At 47.1% G+C, this 21222-nt stretch carries 15 protein-coding genes; 9 read left to right on the top strand and 6 right to left on the bottom strand.

All coding sequences use genetic code 11. The annotated features are described in order from the left end of the window. Positions 1-14 precede the first annotated feature (14 nt). From glgC to SHD_RS16275, 5 genes are all read left to right on the top strand, one after another. Positions 15-1277 (top strand): glucose-1-phosphate adenylyltransferase, encoded by a 1263-nt coding sequence (gene glgC / locus SHD_RS16295; protein WP_023268132.1) that lies wholly within the window; start codon positions 15-17, stop codon positions 1275-1277. Positions 1278-1344: 67 nt separating this feature from the next. Then, a complete protein-coding gene (locus SHD_RS16290; protein ID WP_023268131.1) occupies positions 1345-2934 on the top strand; it encodes a glycogen synthase in 1590 nt (529 codons plus the stop codon). 109 nt (positions 2935-3043) lie between these two features. Continuing rightward, positions 3044-6073, top strand: coding sequence for an EAL domain-containing protein (locus tag SHD_RS16285; RefSeq protein ID WP_023268130.1), 3030 nt, complete (start codon positions 3044-3046; stop codon positions 6071-6073). Between the two features lie 229 nt (positions 6074-6302). Next, positions 6303-7703 (top strand): DEAD/DEAH box helicase, encoded by a 1401-nt coding sequence (locus tag SHD_RS16280; protein WP_023268129.1) that lies wholly within the window; start codon positions 6303-6305, stop codon positions 7701-7703. Between the two features lie 123 nt (positions 7704-7826). Next, positions 7827-8924 (top strand): CobW family GTP-binding protein, encoded by a 1098-nt coding sequence (locus tag SHD_RS16275; RefSeq protein WP_023268128.1) that lies wholly within the window; start codon positions 7827-7829, stop codon positions 8922-8924. Between the two features lie 14 nt (positions 8925-8938). On the opposite strand, the gene SHD_RS16270 is transcribed toward SHD_RS16275, so the two are convergent. Then, positions 8939-9715 carry a substrate-binding periplasmic protein gene (locus SHD_RS16270; RefSeq protein WP_023268127.1) on the bottom strand — a complete coding sequence of 259 codons (777 nt, stop codon included), beginning with the start codon at positions 9713-9715 and terminating at the stop codon, positions 8939-8941. A 331-nt stretch (positions 9716-10046) separates the two neighbouring features. Between SHD_RS16270 and SHD_RS16265 the strand changes: the two genes are divergently transcribed. Further along, positions 10047-10568, top strand: coding sequence for a DUF3087 domain-containing protein (locus tag SHD_RS16265; protein ID WP_023268126.1), 522 nt, complete (start codon positions 10047-10049; stop codon positions 10566-10568). Between the two features lie 140 nt (positions 10569-10708). Here the strand turns inward: SHD_RS16265 and SHD_RS16260 are convergent, their stop codons facing one another. Next, positions 10709-12253, bottom strand: coding sequence for an MFS transporter (locus SHD_RS16260; RefSeq protein ID WP_023268125.1), 1545 nt, complete (start codon positions 12251-12253; stop codon positions 10709-10711). A 420-nt stretch (positions 12254-12673) separates the two neighbouring features. On the opposite strand from SHD_RS16260, the gene SHD_RS16255 reads away from it, so the two are divergent. From SHD_RS16255 to SHD_RS16245, 3 genes are all read left to right on the top strand, one after another. Next, positions 12674-14020, top strand: a complete 1347-nt coding sequence (locus tag SHD_RS16255) for an MATE family efflux transporter (protein ID WP_023268124.1) — start codon at positions 12674-12676, stop codon at positions 14018-14020. Positions 14021-14238: 218 nt separating this feature from the next. Then, positions 14239-15750 carry a BAR domain-like protein A BdpA gene (bdpA, locus tag SHD_RS16250; protein WP_039978560.1) on the top strand — a complete coding sequence of 504 codons (1512 nt, stop codon included), beginning with the start codon at positions 14239-14241 and terminating at the stop codon, positions 15748-15750. A 245-nt stretch (positions 15751-15995) separates the two neighbouring features. Then, positions 15996-16505 (top strand): hypothetical protein, encoded by a 510-nt coding sequence (locus SHD_RS16245; RefSeq protein WP_023268122.1) that lies wholly within the window; start codon positions 15996-15998, stop codon positions 16503-16505. Positions 16506-16774: 269 nt separating this feature from the next. Here the strand turns inward: SHD_RS16245 and SHD_RS16240 are convergent, their stop codons facing one another. From SHD_RS16240 to SHD_RS16225, 4 genes are all read right to left on the bottom strand, one after another. Next, positions 16775-17953: an AAA family ATPase gene (locus tag SHD_RS16240; protein WP_023268121.1), complete on the bottom strand. Its 1179-nt coding sequence runs from the start codon at positions 17951-17953 to the stop codon at positions 16775-16777. Positions 17954-18401: 448 nt separating this feature from the next. Beyond that, positions 18402-18971 (bottom strand): LutC/YkgG family protein, encoded by a 570-nt coding sequence (locus tag SHD_RS16235; RefSeq protein ID WP_023268120.1) that lies wholly within the window; start codon positions 18969-18971, stop codon positions 18402-18404. A gap of 1 nt (position 18972) precedes the next feature. Further along, positions 18973-20367, bottom strand: coding sequence for a lactate utilization protein B (locus tag SHD_RS16230; protein WP_023268119.1), 1395 nt, complete (start codon positions 20365-20367; stop codon positions 18973-18975). 10 nt (positions 20368-20377) lie between these two features. Next, on the bottom strand, positions 20378-21121 hold the full coding sequence (locus SHD_RS16225; RefSeq protein ID WP_023268118.1) for a (Fe-S)-binding protein: 744 nt from the start codon (positions 21119-21121) through the stop codon (positions 20378-20380). Positions 21122-21222: the final 101 nt, after the last annotated feature.

The raw sequence follows: 21222 nt of genomic DNA, 5'->3' as shown, positions 1-21222 counted from the left end.
GGGGAGTAGAGCCTATGTCTAATGTACGTTATATCAGTAATTTAACTCGTGAAACCTATGCATTGATTCTGGCTGGTGGCCGAGGCTCGCGTTTACATGAACTCACCGACTGGCGCGCCAAACCCGCGCTGTATTTCGGTGGTAAGTTTAGGATCATCGATTTTCCGCTGTCTAATTGCATCAACTCGGGGATCCGCCGCGTTGGGGTGGTGACCCAATATAAGTCGCACTCGTTAATTCGCCATGTAATGCGCGGTTGGGGTCACTTTAAAAAGGAATTAGGTGAGTCGGTGGAAATTCTGCCAGCCTCACAACGTTACTCTGAGAATTGGTATCAAGGCACGGCCGATGCGGTATTTCAAAATATCGACATCATCCGCCATGAGCTGCCCAAGTATGTGATGGTGCTCTCGGGTGACCATGTGTATCGCATGGATTACGCTGGCTTATTGGCCGCCCATGCTGAGTCCGGCGCCGATATGACAGTCTCCTGCCTCGAGGTGCCTGTGGCCGAGGCGGCGGGTGCATTTGGGGTGATGGAAGTCGATGACGATATGCGCATCCTAGGATTTGAAGAGAAACCTAAACACCCTAAACACTCCCCAGGCAATCCCGAGAAGTGCCTTGCCTCGATGGGCAACTATGTGTTTAACACAGAGTTTTTGTTCGATCAGTTGAAGAAAGACGCGCAAAATGCCAATTCCGATCGGGATTTTGGTAAAGATATTATTCCCTCGATCATCGAAAAACATAAAGTGTTTGCCTACCCCTTTAAGAGTGCTTTCCCCAACGAGCAAGCCTATTGGCGCGATGTGGGTACCTTAGATTCCTTCTGGCAGGCCAATATGGAATTGTTATCGCCCACGCCTGCCTTAAATCTCTACGATGCAAAATGGCCGATTTGGACCTATCAGGAGCAATTGCCCCCCGCCAAGTTTGTGTTCGACGATGACGATAGACGCGGCATGGCGGTGGATTCGATTATTTCCGGCGGCTGTATTATCTCGGGCGCGACAGTGCGCCGCAGCGTGCTGTTTAACGAGGTGCGGGTTTGTTCCTACTCCGTGGTTGAGGATTCAGTCGTGTTGCCCGATGTGGTGGTGCTGCGGCACTGTAAGATTAAAAACGCCATCATCGACAGGGGCTGCATCATCCCCGAAGGTACAGTGATTGGTTATAACCACGACCATGACAGGGCAAAAGGCTTTAGGGTGTCTGAAAAAGGCATCACCTTAGTCACCCGCGATATGTTAGGGCTGCCGGTGGGCTATGAGTAAGGCCAAGTTGATAATCTGCTTGAATATTAACCCTGTTGGAGTATGAAGTTAGGTGAAACGCATATTAATGGTTGCGGCGGAAAATGGGGCGCTGAAAGGGGCGAAAGTGGGCGGTATGGCGGATGTGATCCGTGACTTGCCCCAAGCGCTCGCGGGTGTTGGTATCCAAGCTGATGTCATTATGCCCAGCTACGGATTTTTAACGGGCTTTGACGCCAAACTTATCCATGAGTTTGAGCTGAGTTTTGCTGGGCGACAGGAGCCGATTAAGTTGTATTGGCTGGCGCACCCAAAGGTGGAAGGTGCCAATATTTACTTGCTCGAGCATGGGCTGTGGCAATCGAGCCCCGGGCAGATTTATAGCCAAGGATCGAGTGATCGCCCCTTTGCCGATGATGCGACTAAGTTTGCGCTTTTGTGTGCAAGTGTTGCTAAAGCCTTAGTGGCAGGGCTTGTGCCTATGCCAGAGCTTTTACATCTGCACGACTGGCACACGGGTTGTTTAGCCATGCTGCGGGCGCTGGCGCCTGAGTATCAAGCGTTGCAAAGCATAGCATGTGTGTTTTCGATTCATAACCTTGCGCTGCAGGGGATAAGGCCGCTGAGCCATGATACCTCAAGCTTTGCGGCTTGGTTTCCTCATTTATTCGCCCAGTTGGATGAGGGACAACGCGCCCAGATTATCGATCCCCGTTATCCCCATTGCATTAATCCGATGCGGATGGGGATTGCACTGGCGGATAGAGTGCATCTCGTCTCACCCACCTACGCCAAGGAGGTATTGCTTCCCTCTCGCCCAGAGTTGGGCTTTTTTGGTGGAGAAGGGTTGGAGGCGGATTTACAACACAAAGCCGATCAAGGTCGAGTACTGGGGATTTTAAACGGTTGCGAATACCCAGAGGCTTTAGCTCAAACTTCCCTCGAACGTATGGGATTAACTGAGTTTAGGGCGCTACTGAATTGCATAGAGTCGGCCTTAGTGCAGTGGCAGGGTGGGCGAACTCAGGTGAGTTGTGTTGATATGATTGCCTTTACTCGGCTGCAAGCTCTGTGGCGCCAAGCCTCTGCGGGGGAGTTCCCGGACTTTCTGTTGACTTCGGTCGGTCGGCTGACCGATCAAAAAGTGTTGATCCTTCGCCATATTTTACCTTCAGGCTTATCGGTATTAGAGACGTTACTGCAACAGTTGCAGCAGACGCAGCCCAAGGCTCTATTTGTGTTGCTTGGCAGCGGTGACCCCGAGATAGGGCAGTTTTTTCAAACCCTTGCGGCTAAGTATGCTCATTTTGTGTTTCTACAGGGATACAATGAGGAACTCTCGCAGTGTCTTTATCAAGTGGGTGATTTGTTCCTGATGCCAAGCTCCTTCGAACCCTGTGGTATTAGCCAAATGCTTGCCATGCGTAGCGGTCAGCCTTGCCTTGTCCATGGTGTGGGCGGATTGCGGGATACGGTCGAGGACAATGTCGATGGTTTTGTGTTCTATGGCGAAGATATCAAAAGCCAGGGCGAGGCTATGCTGGCAACGCTGACCGAAGCACTCGAGAAATTTAACCGTCGGGATTGGACGCAACTAAAACGTAAGGCGAAAGCGCGGCGCTTCGATTGGCATAGCATCGCCCTTGATTACCAGAAACAACTTTACAACATTTTGTGAATTAGCCCATGTAATTAGATCATGATTTGTAAGCAATTCTGCTACACTTCTGGGGGAGAGTTTTCGTAAGATAAACCATTTCCTCATTTTTGGAGTTGCTTCCACATCCATGGATAAAAGCATTTTTTTACCCTTAGTACAAAATGCGGCGTTATTGCTCGCCTTAGTGTTTTTGTACGATGCAATTCCTAAAAAGCATCAGCGGCAGTATTTTTTGCTGTGGCGGCTGGGGATCGGGTTACTCATAGGTGGCATAGGTGTCGCGATTATGAGTACCCCATGGATGTTTGAACCCGGTATTATCTTCGATACCCGCTCTGTGCTGTTATGTGTTTCTGGCCTGTTTTTTGGTGGTTTACCGACGGCGATTGCCGTTGTTATCACATCCTTGTACCGACTCAGTATTGGCGGTGTTGCCATGTGGGTTGGTGTTGGCGTCATTATCAGTTCCGGTCTTATCGGTGTGATATGGCGGCATTATCGAAAAGCTCACCTTGCGAATATTTCGGGCACTGAAGTAATAGGTTTTGCCTTCTTAGTGCATCTTGTCATGTTGTCGTGGTTTTTCCTGCTGCCGAGTCAATTTGCTATACCCGTTCTCGCAAAAATTACTCTACCCATTTTACTGATTTATCCTCTGGCCACTTGGCTGTTGAGTCGCTTGCTATCTCGCCGTTTTGAGCTAGAGCGGGACGAGCAAATCCGTTTGCAGGATGATTTTTTATTTCGCAGCCAATTTAACGTCGGCAATATTGGGATTGCCATTACTGGCGTCGATCAAAAGTGGATCAAGGTGAATCCAAGATTATGCCAGATGCTTAAATACTCAGAGGATGAGTTGCTGCATATGACTTGGAAGCAGCTCACTCACCCCGATGATATCGAAGCTGATGTATTGAAATTTGAGCTAATGCTTGAAGGGAAAATCGATAATTATGAATTAGATAAACGCTTTATTGCGAAGGATGGTTCACTGGTTTACACCCATATGACAGTGGCATGTAAGCGCGCAAACCATCAAGTCTTGCTGGTTATTGCTGGCTTTTTGGATGTCACGGCGCAAACATTAGCTGACATGGAGGTACTCGCCAGTCGTGAGCAACTTGAGTTGGTTCTGAGCAGTAGTGATCTTGGCGTATGGGACTGGGATATTCGTAATGATCATATCGAGCGTAATACTCGCAGCGCAGATATCTTAGGTTGCGATATCGATATGCTCAATGCCAATAGCCGCCAATGGATGGACTCGATTATCGCCGAGGACAGGCCCAAGGTGCTGCACTCCATCGAGGCCCATATTCGTGGGGAAACGCCGCAACATAGGATGGAATATCGCTTAAAAACTCTTAATCGTGATATCCGCTGGATTTTAGATACGGGTAAAGTGGTGAGCCGCGATGCCAATAACAACGCCTTGAGAATGTGCGGTACTTATACCGATATCACTGAAGCGAAGTTGATTGAGGAGTCTTTAAAACTCTCAGCATTGGTCTATAACAATAGTTCTGAAGCCATGAGTGTGCTCGATGAAAATGGCGTGATTATCACAGTAAACGCCGCGTTTACTGCAATTACTGGCTACAGTGAGTCTGAAATTCGTGGGCAGCATATTCGTATGCTGTATTGCGACCTGAATGGGCATGATTTTTATACTCATATGAATAATGACATTCGTGAAAAAGGCGAGTGGCAAGGAGAAATGCGCCAACGGCGTAAAAACAATGAAGAATACGTGATTTGGCTAACTATCAACACAATTAACGACAAAGAAGGTCAGCCCTATCGCCGTGTGGCATTGTTTTCTGATATCACAGATAAAAAACAGAGCGAGCATTTGATCTGGAAACAGGCCAACTACGACACGCTCACGGGCTTGCCGAATCGGCGCATGTTGCTCGAATATTTAGCCGCCGAAATCAAAAATGCCGACCGTAATCGAAATCACTTTGCTCTGATGTTCCTCGATTTGGATTACTTTAAAGAAGTGAACGATACCCTAGGCCATGCTATGGGGGATCTCCTGCTGATAGAAACCGCCAGTCGCTTAAAATCCTGTGTGCGGGATGCCGATGTGGTGGCGCGTCTCGGTGGCGATGAGTTTACTGTGGTGCTCAGTTCGATGGCTGACCATAAAGGGATAGAGCGGGTTGCCGAACATATTTTAAGACGCATAGCCGAGCCCTATGTGTTGGGGGAGGAAACCGCCTATATCAGCGCCAGTATCGGCATCACGCTTTATCCTGATGATGCGACCAGCATCGAAGGTCTGCTCAAACATGCGGATCAGGCTATGTATGCGGCGAAAGATCAGGGTCGTAATCGTTTCAACTATTTCACCCCTTCGATGCAGGAATACGCCAAGTATCGGATGCGCTTAATTCATGATTTGCGTCAAGCGGTGGTGAATAAAGAGTTTGAACTGCACTATCAACCTATTGTCACTATGGAAACGGGCGAAGTGCTAAAGGCGGAAGCGTTGCTGCGTTGGTTCCATCCTGAACGGGGGCAGGTTTCTCCTGCGGAATTTATTCCTGTGGCTGAAGATACTGGGCTGATTGTCGAGATTGGCAATTGGGTATTCGAACAGGCGGCGCGCCAAAGTGCCCTATGGCGAAAAAACCTTGGGGTTGAGATCCAAATTAGCGTCAACAAATCACCGATCCAGTTCCGCGATGAGGGTACGCTGTTACACAATTGGTTGGAGTTACTACAGGAATTGGATGTCACTGGTACAGGGGTGTGCGTCGAGATCACCGAAGGGTTACTCCTCGATGCCAGTATGGGCGTGACTGAAAAACTCTTGGCCTATCGGGATGCGGGCGTTCAAGTTTCCCTAGACGACTTTGGTACCGGTTATTCGTCCTTAGCGTATTTGAAGAAGTTCGATATCGATTACTTAAAAATCGACCAATCCTTTACCCGCAATATTGATACGGATGAAAACGATCAAACCCTGTGCGAAGCCATTATCGTAATGGCCCATAAACTCGGGATGAAAGTGATCGCCGAAGGGGTCGAAACCGAGGCGCAGCGCCAAGTGTTGCTCAATGCAGGCTGCGATTATGGTCAAGGTTACTTATTTTCAAGGCCAGTGAACGCTACTGAGTTTGCGAGCAAGTATTTGGTTAAAGAGGCTTAGTTGATAGCTGTGTAACCATTGCCCTGCGCTGATAGGCATTTTTTGCCTATAAATGCGTCGTAAACTTTGCTAGACTCCGCGACCCCGTAAAGGGCCATATGGCAGCTGATTCGAATAGCAGTTGATTCGTGTAGCGGTTGATAAAGCTGCAGACAACGCCGCACTTTATTCAACCAAGCTGCACTCAGCGGTTTTGCATTAACACTTCGCACTAACAAAAAGAGCTTTTATGAAATTTGACACACTCGGCTTATCTTCCCCTATTTTGAATGCGATAGCTGAGTGTGGCTATCAGCAGCTCACGCAAGTGCAGCAGCAGGTGATCCCCCTCGCGCTCGAAGGAAAAGACATTATGGCCTGCGCCCAAACGGGCACAGGCAAAACCGCATCCTTTGCCTTACCCGTGCTTGAGCAACTGTCAAAACAGCCAAATGATAAGCCTCTGCTGCGTGCGCTGGTGATGACGCCGACCCGAGAACTGGCGATTCAAGTTTGCGCTAATATTCAGAAATATAGCCAGTTTTTACCCCTGAAAACCTTAGCCGTTTATGGCGGGGCTAACATGAATCCCCAGCGTAAAGGGGTGGAGCAGGGCGTGGATATTCTGGTCGCAACACCAGGGCGACTATTCGATATCATTGGCCAGTTCCATTTAGATCTATCGAGTGTGACTACCTTAGTGATCGACGAAGCGGACCGCATGCTCGATTTAGGTTTTGTGCGCGATATTGAAAAGGTAAAACGCCTAATCGCCACAGAGCATCAAACCATGTTGTTTTCAGCCACCTACAGTGATGCGGTCAAGCAACTTTCCCATAAGATGCTCAATCAACCCGAGTGGGTCAATGTGGCCGAAAATACCACGGCATCCACGGTTGAGCAGCTCGTTTATCGAGTCGATAAGCGCCGCAAGGCCGAGTTATTGTCAGAGCTTGTCGGGCGCAATAATTGGCGTCAGGTGCTGGTGTTTGCCAGCACCAAGGAATGCGCCGAGCATCTATTGCAGGAACTCAGCCTCGATGGGATCAGCGCGGGCGTGTTCCACGGCGATAAAACCCAAGGCGCGCGTAATCGCGTGCTCGATGATTTTAAAGCTGGCAAACTGCGGGTGCTGGTGGCGACCGATGTGGCGGCGCGCGGCTTAGATATTCAAGCGTTGCCCTTAGTGATTAACCTCGAATTGCCATTCCTTGCGGAAGACTATGTTCACCGTATTGGCCGCACCGGCCGTGCGGGGCTCTCGGGTCGCGCGATTTCATTTGTGTCTCCAGCCGACGATGAGATGCTAGCTGAGATTGAGACCTTGATTGGCCAAACCCTGCCAGTGACGGTACAGCCCGGTTACGAGGAAGGCACACCGCTGCCAGCGCGTTACCGTGAGGCGCCTACGGCAACCACTAAGACCGCTAAGTGGAATTACAAGAGCAGTCGCAATACAGGGGCTAAAGGGGCGGGCGGCAATGGCACTAAAGGTCATGGCTCGAAAGGCAACGGCGCGCGAGGTAAGGGCGGCTTTGGCGGCAACGCCGGATTTGGTCAATCGAGCGAAAGCCAAGCTCGGGCGCGTAAATCGCCAGCCCGTGAAGGTAAATACGCCAAAAATAAGCCGAATACTCCAAAGGGTAAATAATCCCTCAGCTTCCACTTATCCATTTATCAGCGCGCCATAGGCGCGCTTTTTGTTGAGCTTTAACGGGATAATCCCTACACTCGAGTGCCCTCAATTCTGTTCGTTGCCATGAGAGTGTCGTCCATGATAGTCAAAGCCATTCCCACCAATATCATCACAGGCTTTTTAGGCGTTGGTAAAACTAGCCTGATTAAACAGCTCCTTAAAACCAAACCCGAAGGCGAAACCTGGGCAGTATTAGTCAATGAGTTTGGTGAAGTCGGGATTGATGCCGGGTTGATGGATGCTAGCGACAGCGGCGTGCAAATTCGTGAGGTGGCGGGTGGTTGTATGTGCTGCGCCGCAGGTGTGCCAACTCAAGTTGCTATCAATCAACTGATCGCCCGTGCAAAGCCCGACAGATTACTGATAGAGCCAACGGGGCTTGGGCATCCCAACGAGATAATCAAAGTGCTTAGCGCGTCCCATTATCACAATGTTATCAGCTTACAGAGCACCCTATGCCTTGTCGATGCACGCAAATTACGGGATGAGCGCTACCATGGGCACGATAATTTTATCCAGCAGTTGCAGGTTGCCGATGTAATAGTCACCACGAAAACCGATTTATACCCCGAGTTTGAAGCGGCAGAGGGCGGGCGCTTGGCGGAGGACTTAAGTCAATATTTGAATGAGTTACAGCTGAGTGATACTCGTGTGGTTGAACACAATGCATCACAGGGATTATCCGAAACTTTGCTCGACAGCCTTAAGCAGCCACGGCGTCAAAAAGCATTGAATGGCAAATCCGCCGCTTTTACACCAGTGACTGCATCCGCAAGTTTTTTGCGTAAACCTACTGACAACTTAGCATTACAGAGCGTTTTTGCTGAGGAAGCGAGCGAGCAAGGATTTCAGTTTGATGCGCGCGGCTTAGTGCGTAAACACAATCAGGGCGAAGGCTGTTTTAGCTGTGGCTGGGTCGTTGAGCCAATGCAAGAGTTTGATTTTGATAAACTCATGCAATTTATCTCGGCACAGACTCAAGGTCATTCTGCACTTTTGCGGTTAAAAGCTGTGATGATCACCAGCGATGGTATTGCTGGGATCAATTGGAGTGATGGCGATATGGCGGTGACAGAGCTGGACGATAGCCTAGATTCCCGGCTGGAAATGATTGCCACCGAGGCATTGAATTGGGATGCCATTGAACAAGCGCTGCTTGACTGCTTAGTCGTCTGAGTGTGGCGAAGAGATTAATCGATAAGCGCTGAGCTAGGGATGGTAACCCCTCTGATTTTTGCAAGCTTTGCAAGTTCTCCTGAGTCATACATTGCTTGTAAAAATTGATCAAAATGTTGCTGAAGCGGTTGAAACTTCTGATATTTGGGGAAGGCCATAAAACCATCTTGAATATCAATGACCGGCATAATAGGCGTAATGGCCTGCGGGATTTTGATTTGCGAAAGCACGGCTTGAGTATTACGTACATTGGTTGCAAGTAAATCGAGATCGCCGCGGGATAAGCGTTCTATACCACTTTTGAGATCGGCAAATTCATTAATTGTGAGTGTTTTTGTCCGCTCATTAAATCGATAACCATAGCTCCATCCCTGCATTTTACCTATCCGCAATCCGTGGATATTGTCGTAGGTGCCATCCCAAGTTGTGGGATTATTTGTTCTTGCATAAAAAACAATTTCATCGCGATAAAAGGCGAGGGACGAAAAGGCTAAGACTTTCTGTCGTGCTTCTGAAATATAGGGGCCAATTAGAATATCCGCTTGCCCTCGCTCGACCATTGCCTGAGCCCGTCGCCAAGGTGCGATTTGATAATGAATAACGACTTTCTGTTGTTCGGCAAATCGATTGAGAATATCTACACCCAAACCGCTGTATTCACCATTAGATTTTTGTTCAAAAATCTGGCTAAAAGAGGTGCCAACGGCGAGCAGTTCTTGCGCATTGATGGCGCCGCTAGTGCTTAAAAGTAACAATAAGAGCAACTGTTTTAAGGTGTTTTTTACTGCCATGTTATTCCTTAGATGGCTGCATTATTCCAATTTCAATGGGGTAAGTTTGTTTTATACAAACAATCACTGATTGGGCTATCGATAAATTGTACACCGTTTTGTTTACTGCTTTGTATCTGCGTTAATGCCTTGCTTACGGAAATCTGTTTCGGCAATTAGAGAGTAACTAAATAAATTTATTAGTAATTTGGTGATTTGTAAACTTAGGTTTGCTTGTTTCAGTTTGTATCTTTGTCTCCTTGGTTGTTATACAAGTTTTTATTCAGGCAGGCTCAAGCAAACTGAGTTATGCTGCGCCGCCCATAGGTATTTTTCGATAAGAAGTGAGCCAATGAAGTTACAGCAAGTAGATAAAACGGTTTACCGCAGCAATATGAACCTGTTTATGGTGGCCTTAGTGCTGGGGTTGATTGTTTTATCCTTAAGTTTTGGGGCGGGATTGATTGCGCTCTTTGGTGTTGAGGCAGTGCCCGGTGAGCCAACAGGGAATTTCCACTGGAATCTACTCGGGGTGATTTTGGCGGTGTTACTCTGTAGTGCCATAGTGTATCAACTTAAGACTAAGCCCTTTTTTAGAGAGATTTATTACGTCTGGCAGTTAAAGCAGCTACAAAATCGCATTTACCGTAAGCTGAGTAAAATTCGGGGTGCGGCGGCGACTAATGATGTAAATGCCTTGATTACGCTGCTGTTTTACTTTACCAGTTTACGCCAAGTCTATCTGCTGGATGATAATACTTTGACCTTATCCAGCGTTGATAAGGAGTTAAACCAACTGCAAGAGCAGTGCAACGCCTTGGGGTTAACGCTCTCGGCCGAGCAATTTGAAGTAGCGTTGTTAGCGGGTTTTTAGTGACATTTGTGCCAAGCATTGTCACATCCAACAAAAAAGTGAGTGCCTATACACTCACTTTTTCTAACTTACTTTTTAGAAATCACTTTTTAGATAAGCCTATTGGGGGCAGAACGTGTACCCCTAAAGACCTCAATCCATTAGTGCACGGCTTGCTGCGCTCGTTGCAGCGTCAGTAACCACTTACCATAGATATAAATCCCTACAGCCGAAATGGTGCCGATCGCGGCGATAATATACCAAGCCATGCCGATATTGTGGCTGTGGTAGAGCAGCTGAGTCAGATCATGGGCGTTTTCGCCAGTAAAGCTGACTAAGGTGGTAAAGGCTTCCCCTTGCGGGATAGCGTTCACATCCGCTGAGCTCATGCCGCGTTCGAGTAATAACTCGCGTGAGAACAATTCTTTCGAGGCAAAAATCTCATAGAGTTTTGGGCCAAAATAGCCTTCTAAGCCCCAACCAATTCCTTGAGGTAACATCACAAAGCCAAGGTACATGGCTTTTTTACCTTCGGGGGCAATGTTACCCATAAATTCGTTCTTCTTCGGGCTTATCATCATCTCGCCGATGGAGAACATGGCGATGGCAAGCACGATAAACCACGCCGCATGGAAGGCACCGATAAACACAAAGGCTAAGATACTGAGTAAACAGCCAATCAGCATTGCCGTGGTGATGCGGTATTTGGCGGTCAGGGCGGCAATTAAAAAGCAGCTGGTCATAATCAGGCCGGCGTTAAGGTTTAACATGCCCTCAGGCATCACCTTAGTGCCTTCGTTATTTAACCCGAGCCAGAACTGTAAAATGCCGTTACTGGTACCTTCGCTACCAAACAGGCTGGTGACAATCACACTGGTATCGACCCACTCCGAAATATGAATAGGCAGTACGTCGAACAGGGCATTAAAAAGGAACCAAAAGCCAGAGAACACCAGCATGTAATAAATTACGATAGGCTTTTTAAGCTCATGCCAAGCATCGCGCCAGAGTGATTCTTGCTTAATTTCACCGGATTTAATTTGTTGATTACGGGCGAGACGTTCGGCTTTACCCGGCTCGGTATAAGTTAATAAAAACAAGAAGTTTAACGAGATAATCGCAGCGCAGGCATAAAACACATTATCCCAAGAAAGTTGGCGCATATGTACGGCAACCAATGGGCCCAAGAAGCCACCGATATTCACCACTTGATAAAATATTCCCCAGGCCATCGAGGTGTTATTGCGATTGGTGGAGAGCACTAAGGTGCCTTGAATGCCGGGTTTAAATATCCCAGTACCAATAGCGAGTAATAGTGCCCCCGATAAAAAGCCCCAAAAACTGGGGAAGAACGCCATGGTCAGGTAGCCCATGATTTTTATCACGGTAGAGCCGAAAATGGTTTCCTTGTAGCCAACCCTATCGGAAATCCCGCCTGTAAACACGGGCACAAAGGTCTGCATAATGGCCCAAAGTGAAATAATGATGCCATAGTCGCTGAGGCTGATCCCCAGACCGCCCGCCGACTCGGGGGCTTTGGCGTACAAGCCCGCACTGGCTTTAACGCCGTAATAGGCGATACGCTCGACCAGCTCCATGCCGCCCACTAACCAAAAAATATAACTTAGGCTAGTTATGGAGGCCCACATGCCTAACTGCTTGACTTCGCGCAGATCATTCTCTGCATTTGGACTATTGTGACTCATGTCCTTCCCTTTATTATTGTTATTGAATTTAATTCCACTAATTCATTATTAATTAAATGGTTAACTCAATTGTTTAGGCAAATAATGCCCAGGTAATTAACCGATTTCGGGCAATATAAGCCTACACTTTACCTAATTAAGGGTTAAATACCAAAAAAGTAGTGAAAAATGATGAGTTTCGCCACATCTGTTATTGAGTGATGCTAGCTTGTTGTAATCACGGAATAAATGTGTACTAGCAGTAAGGCATTGTGCTGATTAGTTTTTGTTAAAAATCCACCTCATTCAATCCCTTTGGTATTAAGGCAAAATTTAGGTACAATCCACTGCCGCAATTTTGTTCATCCTTTATTTATTTGTTTCTGAGTATTAGAACTAAAGTCTGCGTGCGCCCTGCCTTTATTTTTATGAGATTAGGTTATGACTGCAATTTCCCATAGCGCAACGGATCAACGCCTGCTGCAAGAGCCAATTGCTAAGCTCTTCTGGCGCTATACCATTCCAACGATCGCCTCCATGCTGGTGACTGGGGTTTATGTCACCATAGACGGTATTTTCGTTGGCCATTATCTCGGCGAAACCGGGCTGGCGGGCATGATGCTGGCCTATCCCGTGGGCGCGATTCTCTATGCCGTCGGCGCCATGATAGGCATGGGCAGCGCGGCCTTAGTCTCGATTAACTTAGGGCAAGGTAATGTCGCCAAGGCGCGTAAGTTGCTCGGCAATGCCTTTAGTTTGTGTTTACTGGCGGGGGCATTTTTTGCCTTAGTCGGCGGGATATTTTCTCGGGATATTTTAATTGCCCTCGGCGCCGAGGGGGAGATACTCGAAAACGCTAACGAATACCTGTTCTGGTATTTTGCTTTATGTCATTTCCCTATTATTTCAATGGCATTCACCACCTTGCTGCGTAACGATGGTCGTCCATCTATGGTGACCTTTGTGCTGATCTTAGGTGGCGTGCTGAACACCTTTTTAGATTGGCTGTTTATTGTGGTGTTTCCCTTTGGTTTGGCTGGGGCGGCGATTGCCACCATGTTGTCCCAGGCCGTCACAGGCTTACTCTGTTTACAGCATTTTTTCGGAGCGCGCACTCAGCTCAAAATCAATCTTGAGCAGATGAAGCTTAAGCTTGATAACTGCGTCAATATCGCCCGTGTTGGTTTGCCAAGTTTTTTAATGAATCTGTATCTGTCGATTGTATTGACTCTACATAACACCGCCTTTTTATGGGTTGGTGGCCCTTTGCATGTGGCAGCATACGGGGTGGTGAGTTACACCGAAGCGTTTTTCTATTTGATTTTTGAAGGCATTGCCCTCGGTACCCAACCTATTTACAGCTTTAATGCAGGGGCAGGGCGCTTCGATAGGGTTAAACAGGCTCGCAATATCGCCTTTGGCATGACCTTACTTACCGCTGCATTTGGCTTAGTGTTGATTTATTCCCGCCCTGAATGGTTGGTGTACCTTTTTGCCGGTGACAACCCAGGCTTAACGCCGGTGGCGATTGAAGGCATGCGATGGTATTTCTGGGGCTTACCGATGGAAGGTTTGATTCTTGTGGGCGCCAGTTTCTTCCAAGCGATTAATTGTTCTAAACAGGCATCGATTTTAACTGGCGCAAAACTCATACTGATTGCCGCAATTATCTATTGTTTTGCTTGGGCTTTTGGCGTGATTGGCGTGTGGGTGTCGCTCGCGACCTGTAGCACAATGCTGGTGATTTGGATGTTTATTGCGATGGGCCAGCTCAAGATTAAATCCTAAGTCATTATCTTTACGCTTGAGACCGTCTAAGTACTAGCGTGTCGGCATGCGCTCTGATACATTTCGCTGGTTTAATCCCAGCTTAAAATTAGCGCAGTTTTTAGCCTGTGTTTTATCGATAAAATACCGCTAGCGACTGACCGTAAAAGCGTGTGGATAGGATAGAATTCTGGCCTTTTTAGGCTTGGTCGTTGATATATATGTTTTATGAGGCTCTTATGCGCACCGCTGTTGTTATCTCAATGCTGTTGTTTGGCGTGTTAACCAGTGTTAATGCCAGTGCCAAGGATAATGAGCTAGTGTTTGCTAGCGATTTTGAGGGTAACCGCTTATCTCAACCTTGGTCTTGGATCATGGGCTGCCAATTTGAGGGCGCTGAGCCCCACAGTGGTGAGAGCGCATTATTATGTGCCGAAGGCAATAGCAGTATCGTCAGTAAATTTCCTGTATCCGAAGCGGGCCTGTTAGAGTTTTGGGTCAAGACTCAAAATATCCAAACCCAATATCGGATTAATGTACTCACATCACCGGTATTAAAGCTGGATGCCCAATGGCAACATGTGGCGCTGATTGATATCACGCCCAATACGACAGAATACTTGGCCCACAGGGTGTCGATTGACGACCCTAGCCGCCAATATATTCGCCTCGATATCGAAGCCATTAATGGCCCCATCAGTTTGGATGACTTAACCCTAGATAAAATTCGCCTCGATATTGCGCTGCAAAAAAACGAGCAAAAAATCATTGGCGGCATTTTAGATAAGCTTAAAGAAGACAAAAACTACGAGGTTCAGGCCGAATCCTTTAGGACCTTAGGTAAAAACTACGCCGCCCAGCTCGAAAGCCAAAGACAATACCTTGAATATTCCAATGCGATTTACTCAAGTATCACCTTTGTATTGGCGACCTCTGAGCGTAACAAAATGTCTAACCCATTGGGTTATAACACTTTTAGGTCAGTCTTGACCGATGCTAAGCGGGTGGCATCGCCGATTCAACAGGCGCGTTTAGGCTCTATGGTCAAGCCCTTCGGTGACTTAGCCACGGCCACCTTAAATGTGGTGAGTGCGGGCGCTTATTCGGCATTTGCTGAACCCTTTAAATCCTTCCTTGCGGCCACCTTTGACCGCTCAAACTATGACAATAGCGACTTAAGCCGTAGTGATAAAAAATTTGCCGAGGAAAACGGCCTGAAGATTTATCAGCAGGCCGAACGCTTTATGTCTGAGATCGAAAAAGAGCTGCAACAGGTTACGGCGCTCGATAACGATTTAGTGAGTATGCAGAAGAACTTAGATGCTTTCCGTAAGGATTTAGATAAGCATCTGCGTAGCTATCTGCAACACGCTAGCATAGCCCGTACACCCGAAAATTACAGTAAGGTCATGAGTAAAGATGAGCAGACTCGAGCGCAAATCATGGCCGACGTGAATGCCAATATCAGCGCCAAGGCCGAAGCTTTACTTGCCTCAAATAGTAATGCTGAGTTAGTGCAGTACATGATTAAAACGACTGAAAAAATGGATGAGTTTCAGGAGTTTAAAGAGCGTTTTAATCAAATCACCTCAGCGATGTTAACCTTCTACGATCGCTTTGAGCGCTCTATTGCCGCCGAGCAAAACCCCTTCACTGACCCCAGCGATAGGGCGGTTTGGGAGCAACATGCCCAAAGTGCACGCAATTATATTCGCCAATCGAAGGAAGCTTTTACTAAGGCCTTTATGTAGTGGATTGTTGTAGAAACATCTATTGAGCTTTTTCATAAAAATGGCGGAGAAGAAATTTTCTCTGCCATTTTTTATATACGCAATTTACCCAACCGATCGTTTAATAAACCATTTTAATCTGAGCGTGTTGTATGAAAATTGAAAGTGCATTATGTTGTTGATTTAAAATCGCCAGCAGAAGAAGGTGCGGGTGATAACGTCAACCAACTGCGGTGATTGTCGCACTGAATCTAGGCGTTAATTATATGAATATTACACGCACATTTTTCTATTATGAAAGAAACAGAAAACAACAAGCCAAAATTCTCGCTTTTAATATGCTTTTTTTGCCCGTTATCTTCTGGCTTTTTTTGATATTGATTCCCAAAAGTAATCCTTTTTATAACGAGTTTTTGTATTACGCAAAATATATTGTTGTGGTTTCTGAGCTTGCCCTGTTATCGCTAGTAGCATGGTTGCTTACTCATCCTGCGAAATTTTATATCAAGCTGACAAACTCCGAGTTCAGCTCATTTCACCCTACTTTTAAAGAATGGACGTTTAGCGTAAATCCACAAGATATTATTGAAATTGAGCACAGCACAGATATAGGATCAAACGCTAGCCTTATTTTAGTGAAAATGAGTAATGGTTCATCAGTGTTATTGAGCCCTAACTATCCATATAAGCGAAGCGAACTATACGATGCATTGCGGTTAGTTAACCCAAATATAAAAACGCCCAAGAACACTTGGTTGTTCCCTTATAAAAAATAAAAAATCAATTATTGACTGGCCAATCTCAACATGGGATGTCATGTCCTGCAACTCACAGTAATCCTGTTTATCTAAACCAACACTGCCCATTTGTGTTATTGGGTTAATATGTTTTAAATACACCAATATTTTAATGAGTTAGCTCAAATTTATGCCTCAGCTTTCGCCCTTTAACTTTTGATTACTCTCATTTAACACGTACAAGTTGTAGACAAACCAAAAGTGCATATGTTGTTGATCTAAAATGGATGGCCAGATTTTTACTGAAATCACATTGAATGATGGACACGGCCATATCTTAACTTCGCTCTGCGATGGAGTTCATAGACTTCACAACCTAACAATGGCTCAGTTCTATTCAGCACTGCGCCAAAACGCTCAAAGTAGTCCTCATTAACTTGCTTTGCACTGATCAGTGGTACTTCCATACTGACATCTACACGACCTTTACGTATCAACGCTGGGTCAAGATGATCAAGATGATTTGTGGTCATTATGACTAGGCAGTCATCAAGAGGAATGATCCCGTCTAACGCGTTTAGTACGCCACCTAAAGTGAGTGGTGGGTTGTCGACATTGCTTTCAGCTGCACGTGATACCGTAGCCTTTACACAATCACAGTCCTCTATTAACAACATCGCTCCGGGCGCTACCTTTCTAATTGCTTTATGAATAGTGGCATCATTGACAGTCGATAGATTTAATATGTAAAGATCGCGATGATACTCAACCGCTAAGGCCCTCGCGATACCCGTCTTACCCGTGCCCGTTTTTCCATGTAGCAGTATGGTTAGCTTACTGACAACCGATTTTCCCCGACTTGCGAAGTTATCAACTTCCCTCATCAACTCCTGCTTAAACCCTTCATCTAGCACTAAGTCACTAAACCCCGATGATTTCAATGTGCCATAGCGACACCATTCGGTTTCTTCGAAAATATTCACTTTCGGCTCAGTAGAGATGTCTCCACGAGTAACTTCTAAAAAACGATGAAGTTTATCTTTTGCCCACCATGGTGCGCTTACAGTAATAGAATCGTATGCCATCGTACTATCGACCTTAGTGCGGGTTGCCAACATAAAACAGCCATCGTATTTAAACAGGTGCATACCGTAGCCAATAGACTTAACACTGACACGCCCGTCGTAGTTCACACCATAGTCAAAGTACACAGCCTCAGAGATAGAGCGTGAAAAAAACGGAATGGTAGTATTACTGATCAAAAAGGACAGCTTATTGAATATCTCTGTGCGTGCCTGATGGCTATCGTCTATAGTGAGCCGCACAAATAGCAGGCTACTGAGCCAACTTAACAGTTTCGCGGGAACATCTTTTAGTATGTAGCCTACGAGTCCAATTAACGTAAATGTTAATACTCCGACAATGACAGCTGTCAACAAAGGATCACTATTGGTGAGCGCCTTTATTTGTAGTAATACTTCGTTCATTTACTCACCTTTACTATAAATGCCAAATAGATATAGTCGAGAATACGACCAGCCGCGTCGAGAATACTCGCAAGGCATCCTCAGTATTACGCTATCGCACTTGGTTAAAGCGACTTGATAAAGATCCCTTGCTTATCACTAGCTATTGCTTTGGCTGCGGCGCTTATCAAAGAGTAGGCGCCTGAATGTCGTACCAATGCAGGGATACGTGATAACGACCATGGCTCTCGTTCATAAGCTTAAAAATCCTAGATTGCTCTATTCACCTAGTCGGCGAGCGAAGGCCATGGCAAGCCTGTACCTTTAGATTATTAATCCTTATAAATCAAATTGTTCAAATATCGTCATGCTAAATTTTAAATAAGAAAGCCGCCAATGAAGGTCGGCTTTCTTGTTTCGATTGTCCCGTAACCTTTGCGTTTTCTTGGTTACATTAAATCTTGAGGCATTACAGCAAATACACGTTCAAGCTACAGGCACCGTGGGCACCGACGACTAAGGCTTGCTCGATATCGGCGGTTTTTGAGGGGCCTGCGATAAACACACCAAACTCACCTGAGGCTAGCGTGATGTCTTTTGCCGCTTGGTGCATGTTTGGCACAATCTTATTGGTTGGCAGGGCTAAGATCAGGTTTTCACAGATAAAAGGCGTTACTCTGTGGCCTAAGTTCTTATTGTTTACCCAAATGGCACCATTTTCGGCAACACCAATATCCCCAGGGATCACCGCATAATCGATATCCCTAAGTTCATGGGCTGTGGGTGGCACATCACGGTTTGCTGTGATGCCTTCAACGAGTGAGATGACTTGTAAGCCTTGGGCGAGAAGCTCATCCACCTTGGCTTGCAGTGCCGCAAGACCGCCTTCGCGGTGAAGTGTACCCGCCACTGTTTTAAGATTGGTTTCAAACTGGCCAACCAGATCTTCTACCCTCGGGGCGACATCGATGCTTGGCATTGGATGGTTTGTTAAAGCCGACAGTTTGAGCGCATTGAGAATTTCGTGCTTACTAGACATCTTATAGGCTCCTGTGTTTCTTAAACCAAGCTTCGAAGCTGGAGTTGGGGGCGACGGGCAGTTCACGGTATTTACCCCAGGCGCCGCTAAAGGGCTTGAGCAGACTACCGGGCAGAATGCGCAGTGCAGTTCGGGCTGCGCCCATTGAGCAATTGAGCAGAGTCGTGCTTGCCATAAATTTACCCACTAATGGCATATAGCCGTTTTTGCCGTAAGGGAGTTGTCCGGCTTCGGCCTTAAGGCGTCTGTGGTGGTGAATAATCTTATCGAGCGGCACCTTGGTCGGGCAGACATAGGTACAGCTGCCACACAGGGTACAAGCCCAAGCGATGGAGTTGGTATCGTCATGCTTGGCACCTACGGCAATCCCAATCGGGCCGGGAATAGTGTAGTTGTAGCTGTAACCACCAGAGCGGCGATACACAGGACAAGTATTTAAACAACCGCCGCAACGAATACATTTCAATGATTCGGCAAGAATTTTATCCTTCATCATCTCGGTGCGGCCATTATCGACGATGATTACATGCATCTCTCCATCGACCTGGGGTCCACGGTAGAAGGCGCTATATGTAGTGACGGGTTGACCGGTCGCGTTACGCGCTAGGGTGCGCAGTAACACGGCGGCGCTGTCGATATCGGGGACAATTTTGTCGATCCCCATTGAATGCAACTGCAACTTGGGCAGGTTAGCGCCCATATCGGCGTTACCTTCGTTGGTACAAACGACCACGGCGCCCTTATCGGCAATCGCCATGTTTACCCCTGTCATGGCGGCATCGGCGCTGAGGAACTGCTCACGCAGGTGAGCACGGGCGGCACGGGTTAAATACAAGGGATCTGCTGCCCCCGCTTTAGTGCCGAGTTTCTCATGGAAGAGGTCTCCGACTTCTTCTTTTTTCATGTGGATAGCGGGCACCACAATGTGCGAAGGCGGCATTTTCGCGAGCTGAATAATCCGCTCGCCCAAGTCGGTGTCGATAACTTCAATCCCGCGTTGCTCTAAGTAAGGATTGAGGTGACATTCCTCGGTAAGCATGGACTTAGACTTAACTAACTTCTTCACTTTATGGCTAGATAAGATGTCGTGCACAATACGGTTGTGCTCGGCACCGTCCTTTGCCCAGTGCACTTTGATACCGTTTGCAAGACAGTTTTGCTCAAAGGTTTCAAGGTATTGTGCAAGGTTGGTTAAGGTATGCAGTTTGATTTCGGAGCCTAACTGACGCAGTTGTTCCCACTCGGGTAAGCTGCCTGCGGCGCGGTCACGTTTTTCGCGCAGCACCCAAAGGGCCTTTGAGTGCCAGTCAACACGGGTTTCATCACGGCAGAAAATATCTGCCTTGTGGGCGTGAACCTGCGAACCCGTTGCCTCGTGATTATGTTGATATGCCATAGTGGGTCTCCTAGAGCGCGGCGTTAAGCACTTGCGCTATGTGGCGAATTTCAATTGGCAATTGTTGTCTGCGGATCATGCCATCGAGGTGTAATAGGCATGAAGGGTCGAAGCCAACCACATATTGCGCGCCTGTTGCCGCGTGGGCTTGGGCCTTGTCTTTACCCATCTTGGCGGATACGGCGCCTTCATCAACGGCAAAAGTACCACCAAAGCCACAACATTCATCGCGACGGTCTGGATAGACAATGTCGATTCCGGCGATATTGGCGAGCACGGCTTCAACTTTGTTGAATCGCGGGCCCATTTGCTCGCTTGGCGTGGCAAGACTGAGCATACGAATGCCGTGGCAGCTGAGTTGTAGGCTGATCTTATGGGCAAAAGGCTTGTTAAAGGCGGGAATGGGGGCGATATCGTGGAGGAACTCGGTCAGCTCATAGAGTTTGTCGATAACGGCTTGTGCTTCTGGGCTGTTATCAAATTCGTGGAAGTTTTCTTTGGCGGCCACTAAACAAGAGGCAGCAGGGCAAACAATGGCATCACATTCCACACCCTTGAAAGCATTAAGTAATTTCAAGGTAGTACTGCGTGCTGCATCAAAGCAACCCGAGTTGGTCATAGGTTGGCCACAGCAAGTTTGGCCTGCGGGTAGAATCACTTGGTGTCCGAGTTTTTCCAGTAATTCCAGTGTTGCGATTGCGACATCTGGCATCATTTGGTTAACAAGACACGGGATGAAAAGGGCGATTTTCATTGTGCTTTCTCTTTCTTGTTAGTGAACGACATTGCCTTGCACTGTGACCCCAAAGTCCACACAAATGCTAAGGTAGTTGATCAAATATAGGCTTATCGTAA

The organism is Shewanella decolorationis S12 (assembly GCF_000485795.1).
Lineage (GTDB): Bacteria > Pseudomonadota > Gammaproteobacteria > Enterobacterales > Shewanellaceae > Shewanella > Shewanella decolorationis.
The sequence above is the reverse complement of the archived record's forward strand: the minus strand, read 5'-3'. Positions and strand labels throughout refer to the sequence as shown.

Coding starts and splice junctions, on each gene's coding strand:
- SHD_RS16280 (WP_023268129.1), top strand. CDS start 6,303: ATGAAATTTGACACACTCGGCTTATCTTCCCCTATTTTGAATGCGATA.
- SHD_RS16285 (WP_023268130.1), top strand. CDS start 3,044: ATGGATAAAAGCATTTTTTTACCCTTAGTACAAAATGCGGCGTTATTG.
- SHD_RS16245 (WP_023268122.1), top strand. CDS start 15,996: ATGAATATTACACGCACATTTTTCTATTATGAAAGAAACAGAAAACAA.
- SHD_RS16290 (WP_023268131.1), top strand. CDS start 1,345: ATGGTTGCGGCGGAAAATGGGGCGCTGAAAGGGGCGAAAGTGGGCGGT.
- SHD_RS16255 (WP_023268124.1), top strand. CDS start 12,674: ATGACTGCAATTTCCCATAGCGCAACGGATCAACGCCTGCTGCAAGAG.
- glgC (WP_023268132.1), top strand. CDS start 15: ATGTCTAATGTACGTTATATCAGTAATTTAACTCGTGAAACCTATGCA.
- SHD_RS16265 (WP_023268126.1), top strand. CDS start 10,047: ATGAAGTTACAGCAAGTAGATAAAACGGTTTACCGCAGCAATATGAAC.
- SHD_RS16270 (WP_023268127.1), bottom strand. CDS start 9,715: ATGGCAGTAAAAAACACCTTAAAACAGTTGCTCTTATTGTTACTTTTA.
- SHD_RS16275 (WP_023268128.1), top strand. CDS start 7,827: ATGATAGTCAAAGCCATTCCCACCAATATCATCACAGGCTTTTTAGGC.
- SHD_RS16260 (WP_023268125.1), bottom strand. CDS start 12,253: ATGAGTCACAATAGTCCAAATGCAGAGAATGATCTGCGCGAAGTCAAG.
- SHD_RS16235 (WP_023268120.1), bottom strand. CDS start 18,971: ATGTCTAGTAAGCACGAAATTCTCAATGCGCTCAAACTGTCGGCTTTA.
- SHD_RS16240 (WP_023268121.1), bottom strand. CDS start 17,953: ATGAACGAAGTATTACTACAAATAAAGGCGCTCACCAATAGTGATCCT.
- SHD_RS16225 (WP_023268118.1), bottom strand. CDS start 21,121: ATGAAAATCGCCCTTTTCATCCCGTGTCTTGTTAACCAAATGATGCCA.
- SHD_RS16230 (WP_023268119.1), bottom strand. CDS start 20,367: ATGGCATATCAACATAATCACGAGGCAACGGGTTCGCAGGTTCACGCC.
- bdpA (WP_039978560.1), top strand. CDS start 14,239: ATGCGCACCGCTGTTGTTATCTCAATGCTGTTGTTTGGCGTGTTAACC.